The organism is Microbacterium foliorum (assembly GCF_006385575.1).
GTDB lineage: Bacteria > Actinomycetota > Actinomycetes > Actinomycetales > Microbacteriaceae > Microbacterium > Microbacterium foliorum_B.
This window is the reverse complement of sequence record NZ_CP041040.1, coordinates 3,503,005-3,516,099: the sequence shown is the minus strand read 5'-3', so window position 1 is coordinate 3,516,099 and position 13,095 is coordinate 3,503,005. Positions and strand designations below refer to the sequence as shown.

Annotated in this window: 13 protein-coding genes; 6 read left to right on the top strand and 7 right to left on the bottom strand. The window is 68.6% G+C overall.

What is annotated here, in order from left to right:
- Positions 1-24: 24 nt before the first annotated feature.
- Together FIV50_RS17000 and cycA are read right to left on the bottom strand one after the other, a co-directional pair.
- Positions 25-1,011 carry an aldo/keto reductase gene (locus FIV50_RS17000; RefSeq protein WP_140038451.1) on the bottom strand — a complete coding sequence of 329 codons (987 nt, stop codon included), beginning with the start codon at positions 1,009-1,011 and terminating at the stop codon, positions 25-27.
- A gap of 85 nt (positions 1,012-1,096) precedes the next feature.
- A complete protein-coding gene (cycA, locus tag FIV50_RS16995; protein WP_258184325.1) occupies positions 1,097-2,569 on the bottom strand; it encodes a D-serine/D-alanine/glycine transporter in 1,473 nt (490 codons plus the stop codon).
- 146 nt (positions 2,570-2,715) lie between these two features.
- On the opposite strand from cycA, the gene FIV50_RS16990 reads away from it, so the two are divergent.
- Both FIV50_RS16990 and FIV50_RS16980 read left to right on the top strand, forming a co-directional pair.
- Positions 2,716-4,194, top strand: coding sequence for an MATE family efflux transporter (locus FIV50_RS16990; RefSeq protein ID WP_140038450.1), 1,479 nt, complete (start codon positions 2,716-2,718; stop codon positions 4,192-4,194).
- 146 nt (positions 4,195-4,340) lie between these two features.
- Positions 4,341-4,709 carry a hypothetical protein gene (locus FIV50_RS16980; protein WP_181164265.1) on the top strand — a complete coding sequence of 123 codons (369 nt, stop codon included), beginning with the start codon at positions 4,341-4,343 and terminating at the stop codon, positions 4,707-4,709.
- 7 nt (positions 4,710-4,716) lie between these two features.
- Here the strand turns inward: FIV50_RS16980 and FIV50_RS16975 are convergent, their stop codons facing one another.
- Both FIV50_RS16975 and FIV50_RS16970 read right to left on the bottom strand, forming a co-directional pair.
- The gene (locus FIV50_RS16975; RefSeq protein ID WP_140038448.1) at positions 4,717-6,426 is read right to left on the bottom strand and encodes an AMP-binding protein; all 1,710 of its coding nucleotides are present in this window, start codon (positions 6,424-6,426) and stop codon (positions 4,717-4,719) included.
- Positions 6,427-6,475: 49 nt separating this feature from the next.
- Positions 6,476-6,952: an Lrp/AsnC family transcriptional regulator gene (locus FIV50_RS16970; RefSeq protein WP_258184499.1), complete on the bottom strand. Its 477-nt coding sequence runs from the start codon at positions 6,950-6,952 to the stop codon at positions 6,476-6,478.
- Positions 6,953-7,056: 104 nt separating this feature from the next.
- Here FIV50_RS16970 and FIV50_RS16965 point away from each other — a divergent pair, with 104 nt between their 5' ends.
- On the top strand, positions 7,057-8,280 hold the full coding sequence (locus tag FIV50_RS16965; protein ID WP_140038446.1) for a trans-sulfuration enzyme family protein: 1,224 nt from the start codon (positions 7,057-7,059) through the stop codon (positions 8,278-8,280).
- Here FIV50_RS16965 and FIV50_RS16960 read toward each other — a convergent pair.
- Positions 8,277-8,744: an acyl-CoA thioesterase gene (locus FIV50_RS16960; RefSeq protein WP_140038445.1), complete on the bottom strand. Its 468-nt coding sequence runs from the start codon at positions 8,742-8,744 to the stop codon at positions 8,277-8,279. The two genes, FIV50_RS16965 and FIV50_RS16960, sit on opposite strands and share 4 nt — an antisense overlap.
- A 138-nt stretch (positions 8,745-8,882) precedes the next feature.
- Between FIV50_RS16960 and FIV50_RS16955 the strand changes: the two genes are divergently transcribed.
- Both FIV50_RS16955 and FIV50_RS16950 read left to right on the top strand, forming a co-directional pair.
- The gene (locus FIV50_RS16955; protein WP_140038444.1) at positions 8,883-9,497 is read left to right on the top strand and encodes a ClpP family protease; all 615 of its coding nucleotides are present in this window, start codon (positions 8,883-8,885) and stop codon (positions 9,495-9,497) included.
- Positions 9,494-10,087 (top strand): ClpP family protease, encoded by a 594-nt coding sequence (locus FIV50_RS16950; protein WP_140038443.1) that lies wholly within the window; start codon positions 9,494-9,496, stop codon positions 10,085-10,087. Before FIV50_RS16955 ends, FIV50_RS16950 begins: the two co-directional genes overlap by 4 nt.
- A 139-nt stretch (positions 10,088-10,226) precedes the next feature.
- Here FIV50_RS16950 and FIV50_RS16945 read toward each other — a convergent pair whose 3' ends face one another.
- Together FIV50_RS16945 and FIV50_RS16940 are read right to left on the bottom strand one after the other, a co-directional pair.
- Complete coding sequence (locus tag FIV50_RS16945; RefSeq protein ID WP_140038442.1) at positions 10,227-10,583, bottom strand: helix-turn-helix domain-containing protein; 357 nt, start codon at positions 10,581-10,583, stop codon at positions 10,227-10,229.
- Positions 10,584-10,647: 64 nt separating this feature from the next.
- The gene (locus FIV50_RS16940; protein WP_140038441.1) at positions 10,648-11,538 is read right to left on the bottom strand and encodes a helix-turn-helix transcriptional regulator; all 891 of its coding nucleotides are present in this window, start codon (positions 11,536-11,538) and stop codon (positions 10,648-10,650) included.
- 101 nt (positions 11,539-11,639) lie between these two features.
- Here FIV50_RS16940 and FIV50_RS16935 point away from each other — a divergent pair, with 101 nt between their 5' ends.
- Complete coding sequence (locus tag FIV50_RS16935; protein ID WP_140038440.1) at positions 11,640-13,094, top strand: MFS transporter; 1,455 nt, start codon at positions 11,640-11,642, stop codon at positions 13,092-13,094.
- Position 13,095: the final 1 nt, after the last annotated feature.

The following is a 13,095-nucleotide window of genomic DNA, read 5'->3' as shown; positions in this document are numbered from 1 at the left end:
AGACTACCCAGCGCTCTCGCGCGCTCAACGATCGACGAACGACATCTGCTGCGGGTTGTACCGGTCTCCCCGCACCCCGACCCGGTCGGCGAGCCGGTCGAGATCCGCCATCTCGTCGGCCGACAGCGCCACAGCCGTCGCTCCGACGTTCTCGGCGATGCGAGAGGTGCGTCGGGTGCCGGGAATCGGCACGATCCACGGTTCGCGAGCCAGCAGCCAGGCGAGGGCTATCTGACCGGGCGAGGCATCCTTGGCCTCCGCGAGTGAGGCGACGTGGCCCACCAGCGCCTGGTTCGCTGCCCGGTTCTCCTCGCTGAAGCGCGGGATCGTGCCGCGGATGTCACCTTCAGCGAATGAAGTGCTGCGATCGACCGTGCCGGTGAGGAACCCCTTGCCGAGCGGGCTGAAGGGCACGAAGCCGATGCCGAGCTCGCCGAGGGCGGGCAGGACCTCGGCCTCAGGGTCGCGCGTCCACAGCGAGTACTCGCTCTGCAGCGCGGTGACCGGCTGCACGGCATGTGCCCGGCGGATCGTCGAGGCCGATGCCTCGGACAGCCCGAAGTGCCGCACCTTGCCCTCTGCGATCAGCTCGGCCACCGTGCCGGCGACGTCTTCGATCGGCACGTCGGGGTCGACGCGGTGCTGGTAGAAGAGGTCGATCACGTCGGAGCGCAGGCGACGCAGCGACTGCTCGGCGACGCGGCGGATCTGCTCCGGCCGGCTGTCGAGGCCGACGCTCTTGCCGTCTTCGATGCGCCAGCCGAACTTCGTCGCGATGACGACCTGGTCGCGGATCGGCTCGAGAGCCTCGCCGACCAGCTCCTCATTCACATACGGGCCGTAGACCTCTGCGGTGTCGAAGAACGTGACTCCGAGGTCGAGCGCCGAGCGCAGCACGGCGATCATCTCGTCGCGGGTGCCGGGGTTCGGCCCGTAGCTCTGTGACATTCCCATGCAGCCGAGTCCGACTGCCGAGACCTCGAGTCCCTGTCCGAGTGTGCGAGTGTGCATGCGGTGTCCTTTCGTCGAGACCGACGCTACGCGCGGCCTCGACGATGAGGGAGGGGCTGTCAGCCCCTCCCTCATCCGCCCGCGGCTACTCCGGGGAGTCGTCGCGCAGGTACGCGATGTGCGCTGCGTGACGGGTCAGATGGTTCTGCGACTTGCGCACGAACAGCCACGAAACGAACAGCAGTGCGAACCAGATCGGCGTCACCAGCAGCGCGGTAAGGGTGTCTGGCTGGGTCGTCAGTGCCCAGAGGATGAACACGAAGAACGCGAGCACCACGTAGACCATGAAGACGCCGCCCGGCATCCGGAACTTCGACGCCGCGACCTTCTCGGGCCGCCGGCGGCGGTAGACGAGGTAGCTGCACAGGAAGATCGTCCACACGAACATGAAGCAGACGGCCGACACCGTGGTCACCATGTCGAACGCGGTGCCGATGTCTTCACCCGCGTAGAGCAGCACGACCCCCGAGAACAGCAGGATGCACGACAGGAACAGCGCATTCTGCGGCACCCTTCGCTTCGAGAGGCGACCGAAGATGCGCGGTGCGTCGCCGTCTTTCGCGAGACCGAAGACCATGCGCGACGTCGAGTAGATGCCCGAGTTGGCGCTCGACATGGCCGAGGTCAGCACCACGAGGTTGACGACCGTCGCGGCGATGCCGAGGCCCGCGAGGGCGAACATCGCGATGAACGGGCTCTCGCCGGCGACGTACTCGGTCCACGGGGTGACGGCCATCAGGATCACGAGCGCACCCACGTAGAAGAGCAGGATGCGGATCGGGATCGCGTTGATCGCCTTGGGGAGGTTCTTCTCGGGGTCCTTGGTCTCGGCTGCGGCGGTGCCGACGAGCTCGACGCCGACGAACGCGAACACCGCGATCTGGAAGCCCGCGACGAAGCCCATGAAGCCGTGCGGGAACATGCCGCCGTGGTCCCACAGGTTGCTGAAGCTCGCGGTTCCCGCATCGTGCTGGAAGCCGGTGAAGATCATCACGAGACCGGTGACGATGAGCGCGACGATCGCGATGATCTTGATCAGCGCGAACCAGAACTCCATCTCGCCGAAGGCGGCGACGGTGGGCAGGTTCAGCGCGAGCAGGATGACGATCACGAGGACTCCGGGGATCCACAACGGGATGCCGGGGATCAGCGCATCCGAGTATCCGGCGATCGCGATCACATCGGCGACTCCGGTGACGACCCAGCAGAACCAGTACGTCCATCCGGTGAAGAAGCCGGCCCACGGGCCGAGCAGATCGCTCGCGAAGTCGCTGAACGACTTGTACTTGAGGTTCGACAGCAGCAGCTCGCCCATCGCCCGCATGACGAAGAAGAGCATGAAGCCGATGATCATGTAGACGAAGATCACCGAGGGGCCGGCGACCGAGATCGTCTTGCCGCTGCCCATGAACAGGCCGGTGCCGATCGCACCGCCGATCGCGAGCAGCTGGATGTGGCGGTTGCTCAGGGCCCTCTTCAGGTGCTGGTCGTCGCCGTCGCCGTCGCCCCCGGCGGTCGCGTCCACCCCGACGGATCCCCGTGTTCTCTCTGTCGTCATCGCTCGATCCTCCGGTATCGGGTGCCGCGTCCCGCTGCGGCATCCTTCCGACCGTAATGGCCGATCAGGGATGGCAGTTAACCGAATCGATTCGATATCCTTGTTCGACCCCCGATCATCCCCCAGTTCTGCGAGCCGCTCCTCTCATGGCCACCTCCCTCACCACGGGCCGCCCGTGGCGCGTCATCCTGTCGTTCTCGATCCCCCTGCTGCTCGGCAATGTCGTGCAGCAGATGTACCAGTTCGCCGATGCCGTCGTCGTCGGCCGGCACCTCGGCGTCGAGTCTCTCGCCGCCGTCGGCGCGACCGGCAGCCTGCTGTTCCTGCTGATCGGCTTCGCCTGGGGTCTGACGAGCGGCTTCGCGATCCCCATCGCGCAGGCGTTCGGCGCGGGTGACGGTGCGGCGGTGCGCCGCTCGGTCGCGACGGGCGTGATCCTGACCGGCATCACCAGCGTGGTGCTCACGATCGTCGCGCCGTTGATCGCGGCACCGACGCTCGCCCTGCTGCAGACGCCGGCCGAGCTCATGCCCGAGGCCACGGTCTTCACGCAGATCAGCTTCATCGGCGCCAGCGCGACGATGTTCTTCAACTACCTCTCGGCGATCATCCGCGCGATCGGCGACTCGCGCACGCCGCTGATCTTCCTCACGGTGTCGTGTGCGCTCAATGTCGGCCTCGTGATCCTCATGGTCGGACCGCTCGACTGGGGCGTGGGCGGCGCGGCCCTCGCGACCGTCGTCGCCCAGGCCGTGTCGGTGGCGCTGTGCCTCGAGTTCGTGCGCCGTCGGCTGCCGATGCTGCACCTGCGTCGGGCCGACTGGCGCGTCACCCGCGACGACTTCAGGGAGCACCTGCGCCTCGGCCTGCCGATGGGTTTCCAGGCGTCGATCATCGCGATCGGCACGCTCGTCGTGCAGGTGGCGCTGAACACCCTCGGCTCCGATGCCGTCGCCGCCTACACGACGGCGTCCCGCGTCGACGGCCTCGCCGTGGCGTTCCTCTCGTCGCTGGGTCTCGCCTCATCGATGTACACGGCGCAGAACCTGGGTGGACGCCGCCCCGACCGCATCCGCCGCGGTGTCGTAGAGGGCACCTGGATGGCGATCGCCGCCGGCATCGCGCTCGGAGTCGTCATCATCGCGTTCGGTGCGCCCCTGGTGCGGCTGTTCGTCGGCGAGGGCGCCGCAGCGGATGAGGTCGTCGACCTCGCACACCTCATGCTGATCATCAACGGATGCGGTTACTGGGCGCTCGGCGTGCTGTTCGTGCTGCGCGGTGCGCTGCAGGGCCTCGGCCACACCCTCGTGCCCACCGTCACGGGGGTGATCGAGCTGGTGATGCGCGTCGGTGCCGCCATCGTGCTCGGCGCGATGATCGGCTTCGAGGGCGTGGCGCTCAGCAACCCTCTCGCCTGGCTCGGCGCGATCGTGCTGCTGGTGCCGGCGTATGTGCGCGCTCATCGGTCGCTCGCTCGCATGCCGGTCGACCCGATCGAGTCCACCGAGACGTCGGCGATGGCGATCATCGGACCGACGGACGGCTCGATGGTCGTCGATGCGGTCGTCACTCAGCCGGTGCGAGTGGTCAAGACCTCACGTTTCGGGCGGTTGACGCGTCGCTGAACAGCTCGTCACGGTTGCAGAACATCATCCTTGAGATGGATGTCCAGCACGCCGACACTTCGTAGTGTTGGTAGTGCGGAGATTCCGCAGACCGGGGGGTCGTGATGACATCGTCAAGGGTGGCAAGCGAACTAGCATCGATTCTGGTGCCGATCGGAGTGGCGGGAGCTGTGCTCGCAGCGCTGTGTGCGCTCATCGCAGGGGTCGCGATCATGCGCGGAGCAGCGGGTCTCGCCGGCGGAGCGGTCGGTCTGTGGATTCCGAGCGCGATGCTCAGCTCCACGGCATCGTTCGCGAATCAGTGGACGCCGCTGCTGATCTCAGGCGCGGCGCTCGTCGTGATGCTGGTGATCGGAGCCGTGGGTCGCGGCATCGTGAGCGCCGGTGAGCCGGCACGCGAAGCGGCCCGCGCAGCGCGGGTCCAGCCCCTCGTCGACGCACCGGATCCGGTTGCCGTGCCGCGCAGCACGACGGCGACGCCGAGCACGGGCAGTCAGCCCGCGCTGGCAGGCTGAGGGCTCGTCAGCGGTAGTCGCGATCGCGGTGCTGCGCGCCCTCGTCTCCTGAGGTCACGCGCTCGGCCTCTCTGGCGCGCAGCTCGACGCGCCGGATCTTGCCCGAGATCGTCTTGGGCAGCTCGGGGACGAATTCGATGATCCGCACCCACAGGTGCGACGACAATCGGTCGCGCGCGTAGGCGAAGATCGAACGGGCGGCATCGGCCTCGGCACCGACCGCGTCGGGGCGCAGACAGACGTAGGCCTTCGGAACCGCGAGCCGCGTCGGGTCGGGGCTCGGGATCACCGCCGCCTCGATCACGAGGTCGTGCTCCAACAGCACCGACTCGAGCTCGAACGGTGAGATCTTGTAGTCGGAGGCTTTGAACACGTCGTCTGCCCGGCCGATGTAGGTCAGATACCCGTCGGCATCCCGCTGGGCGATGTCACCGGTGTGGTGGTAGCCGCCGACGCGGGACTCGGCTGTCTTGTCGGGGTCGTCGTAGTACCCGGCCATGAGCCCGACCGGCGGGTCGGCCAGATCGAGTGCGATCTCGCCCTCGTGCTCGGCGATCTCACCGGTGGCGGGGTCGAGCAGCACCACGGGATACCCGGGCAGCGGGCGCCCCATGGATCCGACCTTGACGACCTGGCCGGGGGAGTTGCCCACGCAGGCCGTCATCTCGGTCTGGCCGAAGCCGTCGCGGATCGTGCCGCCCCACGCCGCGCGCACCCGGTCGATGACCTCGGGGTTCAGCGGCTCGCCGGCCCCCACGAGCTCGCGCGGCGGGTGGGTCAGTCGCGCGAGGTCGGCCTGGATCAGCATCCGCCACACCGTCGGCGGCGCACAGAACGTCGAGACGTGGTGCGTGTCCATCACCTGCATCAGGGTGTTCGCGTCGAACCGGTCGTAGTTGTAGACGAAGACCGTCGCCTCGGCGAGGAACGGCGAGTAGAAGCTCGACCATGCATGCTTCGCCCACCCCGGCGACGAGATGTTCAGGTGCACGTCATCGGGTCGCACGCCCAGCCACCACATGGTCGACAGGTGTCCGATGGGATACGAGACGTGCGTGTGCTGCACGAGCTTCGGGCGGTTGGTCGTGCCGCTCGTGAAGTAGAGCAGGGCCGTGTCGTCGGCCGGCGTCGCGGCGTCCGGTTCGAAGGTCGTCGGCGCGCTGGAAGAGTCGTCGAAGCGCGTCCACTCAGACGGGACGCCGTCACCCACTCCGATGCGCAGCACGTCGGCGTCGATGTCGGCGATGCGCTCACCGAGGCTGCCGAGCGTGACGATCGCGCGGGCTCTGCCGTGCTCGACGCGGTAGGCGAGGTCGGATGCCGAGAGCAGGGTCGACGTCGGGATCGACACCGCGCCGATCTTGGTGATGGCGAGCATCACCTCCCACAGCTCGATGGTGTTGCCGAGCATCACGATGACGTGGTCGCCTCGTCGGATGCCGAGGCCGGTCAGCCAGGCCGCGACCTGGTCTGAGCGGGCCGACAGCTGGCCGTACGTCCAAGACTCGAGACTGAGATCGGCCGACACGATCTGCACGGCAGGGCGGTCGGGCGTCTCGCCCGCGATCACGTCGAACCACTCGAGCGCGAAATTGAACTCGGTGGGCGACGGCCAGACGAACCCTTCGCGCGCCGCCGGGTAGTCCGTCGCATTCGCGAAGAGGAAGTCGCGCATCTCTCTGATCGCGGTCGTGGCTGCGGTGGCGCTGCGGCTCATTCGGGGCTCCCTTGCTCGACGGACCAGTCCATCCTCGCCCACGATCCGCTCAGCGCGCGAGCAGACCGGCGCCGTCGCGGAGCTCGAACACCAATTGCGTCTCGGTGCCGCGGACCACGGGGTGGATCGTGATGTGCTCGAGCACGATGTCGCGCAGAGCGGTGGCATCCTGCACCGCGACGTGCACGAGGAAGTCGTCGACACCCGCGACGTGGAACACCTGCAGCACCCGGGGGATGCTCGCGAGCGCGTCGAAGAGCGCCGTGACCTTGGGGCCGGTGTGATTCGCGAGGCGCACTTTGATGATCGCCTGCAGGGGCAGGCCGAGAGCCGCCCCGTCGATCCGGACGCGGGTGTCGCGGATGATCCCGCGCTCACGCAGCGCTCGCACGCGATGGGCGCACGTGGACTCCGCCAGGCCCAGCCCGTGCGCGAGAGCCTTGTTCGTGACCTCGGCATCGCGGGTGAGCACGGCGAGGATCTCGAGATCGATCTCATCGAGTTGTGCTTTCGCCAATGCCCGCACCTCCTGTGGTCGCATGTTCGCTCAGAATATCGGGAACCACTCAGAACACGACGGATGCTGTCGAATTTCTGCGCATCGATCGTGATTCGGGCAACGTGGCAGGCATGACTGCACCGTTGCATCCAGACACCGTCGCCGTGCACAGCGGCCGCTCAGACCTCGAAGGACTCGGCGTCCACGCGCTGCCGATCGACCTGTCGACGACCAACCCGCTGCCCGATATCGAGCGCGGTGGCGACTCGTACGAGGCGATGGCGACGGGCGGGCGGCCGCCCGCCGACGGCAGCATGGTCTACGCGCGGCTCTGGAACCCGACCGTGGCGCGGTTCGAAGACGCCCTCGCCGAGCTCGAGCACGCCGAGGCATCGGTCGCCTTCGCGTCGGGCATGGCGGCGATGACCGCGGTGATCCTCGCGCACGGACCGGCTGCCGGCAAGAACCACGTGGTCGCGGTGCGCCCCCTCTACGGCGGCACCGACCATCTGCTCGGCTCGGGCCTGCTGGGTGTCGAGACCACGTACTGCCACCCTGCCGAGGTCGCTGCGTCGATCCGCCCGGACACGGGACTCGTGGTGGTCGAGACCCCCGCCAACCCGACCCTCGAGATCGCCGACATCGCCGCGGTGGTCGCGCAGGCCGGAGGCGTCCCCGTCGTCGTCGACAACACCTTCGCGACGCCCGTGCTGCAGAACCCCCTCGACCACGGCGCGGCCATGTCGCTGCACAGCGCCACGAAGTACCTCGGCGGGCACGGCGACGTGATCGCCGGTGTGGTGGCCTGCAGCGAGCAGACCGCAGAGACGCTGCGCCGCGTGCGCGCAGTGACGGGCGGGCTGCTGCACCCGCTCGGCGCCTACCTGCTGCACCGCGGACTCACGACCCTTCCGGTGCGCATGCGGGCGCAGCAGGAGAGCGCTCGCCGCATCGTGCAGTGGCTGATCGACCGGCCAGAGGTCGCGGAGGTCTTCTATCCCGGCCTCGATGAGGATCCCGACGGCATCCTCGCGCGCCAGATGCGCGGCACCGGGGCCATGATCGCGATGCGGATGCAGGGCGGGTATGCCGCGGCATCCGCCGTCACCTCGTCGACATCGCTGTTCACGCACGCCGTGTCGCTGGGTGGTGTCGATTCGCTGATCCAGCATCCGGCCGCGCTGACCCACCGGCCCGTGCCCGCAGAGGCTCGCCCCGATGCGGATGTGCTGCGACTCTCGATCGGTCTCGAGAACGTCGACGACCTGATCGCCGACCTCGCTCAGGCATTCGCCTCGTTGTCGCGGGTCACGGACGCCGCCGCGATGTCCGCGGAGCCGCTGGCCAGAACCTAGGGCAGGCGGATCGTGCCGGTGGCGATGCTCTCCGTCGGCATCCGGTCGCGGTTGTAGGTGATCTCGTCGTACCCGTGCGGGGTCGGTGTGCCGTCTTCGTCGAGGCTCACGAACACGATCTTCTCGATCGTGAGGATGCGCTTGCGGGTGATCATGTTGCGGGCGACCGCGCGCATGGTCAGAGACGTGGTGCCGAAGTGGGTCGCCTGCAGGCCGATCTCGATCAGGTCGCCCTGCACGGCCGAGGCCTCGAAGTTGATCTCCGAGATGTGCTTGGTCACCGCGCGGTAGTTGCCCAGCTGCACGATCGCGTAGATCGCGGCCTCCTCGTCGATCCACTTGAGCAGGCTGCCGCCGAACAGCGACCCGTTCGCGTTGAGGTCTTCCGGCTTCACCCATTTGCGGGTGCGGAAGTTGATGCCGTCTTCGGACCACTGCCACTCGGGTGTCTTCTGCTGAGCCATGCCTCGAGGGTAGAAGCGTCGTGAGTCGGGGGTGTTACGCGTGCACATCCGTGCAGGTCGATGCGCGATCTGCCTCAGGCGGATCTGCCTCGGGCGGATACCGCCCCGCACACGTTCTCGACGACGGATGCTGGGGCCATGAGCGAAGACAACCCGATCCCGCAGTTCGGACCCGAGGCCAGACGGGCGCTGTTCCACGAGCGCGTGCTCGTGCTCGACGGCGCCCTCGACGACGACAACGGCACGCTGCTCATGACGCAGCTGCTCACTCTCTCAGCCGAGGATCCGACGACCGACATCGCCCTGTGGATCCATTCGCCCGGCGGCTCGGTGCCGTCGATGCTCGCGATCCGCGACCTCATGAAGATGGTTCCGAACGACGTGTCGACCCTCGCGCTGGGCCTCGCCTGCAGCGCCGGGCAGTTCCTGCTCTCGGCCGGGACCGAGGGCAAGCGCAGGGCGCTGCCGCACGCGCGCATCCTCATGCACCAGGGGTCTGCCGGCATCGGCGGCTCGGCCGGCGAGATCGAGACGCAGGCCGACGACCTGAGGCACATGCGCGACACGGTGCTCGGGCTGATCGCGGCCGACACCGGGCAGCCCGTGGTGCGCATCTTCGAGGACTCGCTGCATGACCGCTGGTACACCGCGGGACAGGCGAAGGACTACGGCTTCATCGACGAGATCGTCGATTCGCTCTCGGATCTCATGCCGCGTCGACGAGTCCGAGTCGGACTGGGGGCGAGCGCATGAGCGGCTACACGATCCCGAACGTCATCGCGCAGCATCCGCGGGGCGAGCGCGTGATGGACGTCTACTCGCACCTGCTCGCCGAGCGGGTCATCTATCTCGGCACCGGCATCGACGCGGGAGTGGCGAACGCGCTGATCGCGCAGCTGCTGCATCTGGATGCCGACAGTCAGGACGCGGGCGTGCAGTTCTACATCAACAGCGAGGGCGGCGACCCGGGGGCCGCGCTCGCGATCTACGACACGATGCAGCACATCCGCCCCGCGGTCGCGACGACGTGCGTCGGGCAGGCGATCGGACCGGCTGCGCTGCTGGTCGCGGCTGGGGCACAGGGCCAGCGCGCGGCGTTGGCTCACGCCCGCATCGTGCTGCATCAGCCCGCCGGGCAGTCACGAGGGGCGATCCCCGACCTCATCCTCGCGGCCGACGAGGTCGTGCGCGTGCGGGCGGACATGGAGGCGATCCTCGCCAGGCACAGCGGCCGGTCACTGACCGAGCTGCGCGCCGACACCGACCGCGATCGCGTCTTCACGGCATCCGCAGCCCTCGCGTACGGGCTGATCGACACCGTCTTGGGTGAGCGGGCTGCGTGACGGGCGGTGCGGGGTCAATATCGCATCCCGCCCGCGGTGGGTGGTCAATATCGCATCCCGCACGGCCGGATCCGGTGCACTATTGACCCCGCACCGCCGCGCGGGGCGGTGGGGTGAGAACAGCGAGGGAGCAGACGGCTCAGGCGGCGAGGGCGAAGGCCCCGCGCGAGGCCGAGACCGCAGCGGATGCCGGAGCCGCCGTCACCTGACGCAGCTCGTCGGCGACGCCGCTCGCCAGCTCGATCAGCGAGGTGTCGAGGGCTCCCGCGATGGCGGCGATCATCTCGCTCGACGGCTCTTTGAGTCCTCGTTCGACCTCCGAGAGGTATTGCGGCGAGACTCCGGCGTTCTCGGCCGTCTCGGTCAGCGTCTCGTCGCGGTCATGTCGTCGCCGCCGCAGCTGGTCGCCGAGCATCTGGCGCCACAGAGGTTCGGGTTCGCTGGGGCGAGGGCGAGCGGGGCGAGGTGCGCGGGGGAACGGGACGAGGTCGGCCATGCCTCACGATAATCCGCGGTCAGCGCATGATTCGAGCGGTTCTGCTCAGAGCAGAACCTCTCGCTCAGGCCTCGGTGCGCTCCGGCGACACGGTCTCGGGCGCGGCGACGGCCGCGTCGGTCGCCATCCAGCTCGCCAGCATCCGCAGTTTCTCCTCCGACGCTGTTCCCGGCTCTGCCGTGTACGTCGACATCTGCAACCCTGCGTCGGCGGGCAGCTCGAACGCCTCGTAGGTCAGCTCCATCTCGCCCACGACGGGGTGGTTGATGCGTTTGACGCCGCTGCGGTGGAAGCGCACGTTGTGCGCGGCCCACAGGGTGCGGAACCGCTCGCTGCGGGTCGACAGCTCTCCCACGAGATCGGTGAGCTTGCGGTCGAACGGGTTGCGCCCGGCCTCGCCGCGCATCGCGGCCACGAGCTCCTGGGTGTTGCGCTCCCACTCGGGGTAGAACTCCTGCGCGGCGGGGTCGAGGAAGGCGAAGCGCGCACTGTTCGGCACCGGGGTCGTGAAGAGCGGGGCGTAGAGCGCGCGGCCCAGTGCGTTCGCCGCGAGGTAGTCGAAGTAGTTGTTGCGCACGATCGCGGGCGCCTCGGTCATCGCGTCGAGCAGGCGCAGGATGCTGGGGCGCAGCGTCTCGACCTTCTTGCGCGGCTTGCGGGCGACCGGTGAGGCGTTCGCCGTGCGGGCGAGGTCGAACAGGTGGGCCGTCTCGGCCTCGTCGAGCTGCAGGGCGCGGGCGAGCGCGTCGAGCACGCTGTCGGAGACCCCGGACAGATCGCCGCGCTCGAGCCGGGTGTAGTAGTCGACGCTGACGCCGGCGAGCAGCGACACCTCTTCTCGGCGGAGCCCCGGCACGCGCCGGTTGCCGCCGTATGCGGGCAGGCCTGCCTGATCGGGGGTGATGCGGTCGCGCCTCGACGAGAGGAATTCGCGCACCTCGTTGCGGGTGTCCATGTCCTCGACGGTACGCCCCCGCGCGCGATCGAGGGAGGTACTGGCAGTACCGGGGAGAGCCGTCACTGCCCCCGACCGTGGGGCCGGCGTGGAATGGCACCATGGCACAGACCCGGAACAGCGCGGCGATCCTGACGATCATCCTCGTCAGCTACTTCATGATCCTGCTCGACAACTCGGTGATCTTCACGGCGCTGCCCGCGCTCGCCGCGGACCTCGGACTCGGCCAGGGCGAGCTCGCGTGGGTGCAGGACGCCTACACGCTCGTCTTCGGCGGACTCCTCCTTCTCGGCGCCCGCGCCGGTGACATCCTCGGGCGTCGACGCGTGTTCGTGTTCGGTCTGGTCGTCTTCTCCGTCGCCTCGCTGCTGATCGCCCTGGCCCCTGCCGCGTGGTGGCTCATCTCGGCCCGCGCGCTGCAGGGCGTGGGGGCTGCGATCGTGGCGCCCTCGGCGCTCTCGCTGCTGACGGCGAGCTTCGACGGCCCGGAACGTGACAGGGCCGTCGTCTGGTACGCCGCGACCGCCGGCATCGGGGCGAGCCTCGGGATGCTCGTCGGCGGCGCCGCGGCCACCCTGCTGTCGTGGCGAGCCGGGTTCTGGATCAACGTTCCGATCGGCATCGCGATGATCGTCCTCGCGCCGCGGTTCCTCCCCGAGACCGACGCAGCGTCCGGTCGTTTCGATGTCATCGGGGCGATCACCTCGACGCTCGGCATCGGCTCTCTCGTGTTCGCCCTCCTGCACGGATCCGAAGCGGGGTGGGGTGACCCCGTGACGATCGCCTCGTTCTCGGCGTCGCTCGCGCTGCTGGTCACCTTCGTGATCGCGGAGTCTCGGGCGGCGCAGCCGATCATGCCGCTGCGCCTGTTCCGCAGCCGGATCCGCACCGGGGCCTACCTGGTGCGCCTGACGTACCTCGGCGCGATGATCGGCTTCTTCTACTTCACGACGCAGTTCCTCCAGGGTGTGCTCGGTCTCACGGCGCTGCAGTCAGGGCTGGCCTTCCTCCCCATGACCCTGGTGAACTTCGCGGTCGCCCTCGCGATCCCTCGACTCGTCGCGCACGTCGGCGCGCGGGTGCCGCTGGTCGTCGGCATCCTGCTCACCGCGGGTGGGATGCTGTGGCTCAGCCGACTCGGCATCGACAGCTCGTACCTCACCGGCGTCGCCCTGCCGATGCTCCTGATCGGGGCGGGACAGGGCCTCGCGTTCGCGCCGATGACCTCATTCGGCATCGCCGGCACCGCGCACGAGGGTGCCGGTGCCGCCTCAGGGGTCGTGAACACGTTCCACCAGGTGGGCATGTCACTCGGCCTGGGCGTGCTCGTCGCGATCGCCGCGGCATCCGACACCTCGGGGGCGACTGCACGGGCAGCGCTCGCCGGAGAGGTGTCCGCGGCTCTGACCGCGGCGACCGGCTTCCTGATCGCCGCGCTCGTGCTCGCTCTCGCTCTGATCCTTCCCTCCGCGCGCGCGTCGCGAACGGATGCCGCAGAGGGGGGTTCCACCAGGCACTCCCTCGCCACTTCACCCACGCGCACACTGGAGGCATGAC

Excerpts from the sequence above, each read along its gene's own strand:
- FIV50_RS17000 (WP_140038451.1), bottom strand. The coding sequence starts at position 1,011 with ATGCACACTCGCACACTCGGACAGGGACTCGAGGTCTCGGCAGTCGGA.
- cycA (WP_258184325.1), bottom strand. The coding sequence starts at position 2,569 with ATGACGACAGAGAGAACACGGGGATCCGTCGGGGTGGACGCGACCGCC.
- FIV50_RS16990 (WP_140038450.1), top strand. The coding sequence starts at position 2,716 with ATGGCCACCTCCCTCACCACGGGCCGCCCGTGGCGCGTCATCCTGTCG.
- FIV50_RS16975 (WP_140038448.1), bottom strand. The coding sequence starts at position 6,426 with ATGAGCCGCAGCGCCACCGCAGCCACGACCGCGATCAGAGAGATGCGC.
- FIV50_RS16965 (WP_140038446.1), top strand. The coding sequence starts at position 7,057 with ATGACTGCACCGTTGCATCCAGACACCGTCGCCGTGCACAGCGGCCGC.
- FIV50_RS16960 (WP_140038445.1), bottom strand. The coding sequence starts at position 8,744 with ATGGCTCAGCAGAAGACACCCGAGTGGCAGTGGTCCGAAGACGGCATC.
- FIV50_RS16955 (WP_140038444.1), top strand. The coding sequence starts at position 8,883 with ATGAGCGAAGACAACCCGATCCCGCAGTTCGGACCCGAGGCCAGACGG.
- FIV50_RS16950 (WP_140038443.1), top strand. The coding sequence starts at position 9,494 with ATGAGCGGCTACACGATCCCGAACGTCATCGCGCAGCATCCGCGGGGC.
- FIV50_RS16945 (WP_140038442.1), bottom strand. The coding sequence starts at position 10,583 with ATGGCCGACCTCGTCCCGTTCCCCCGCGCACCTCGCCCCGCTCGCCCT.
- FIV50_RS16940 (WP_140038441.1), bottom strand. The coding sequence starts at position 11,538 with ATGGACACCCGCAACGAGGTGCGCGAATTCCTCTCGTCGAGGCGCGAC.
- FIV50_RS16935 (WP_140038440.1), top strand. The coding sequence starts at position 11,640 with ATGGCACAGACCCGGAACAGCGCGGCGATCCTGACGATCATCCTCGTC.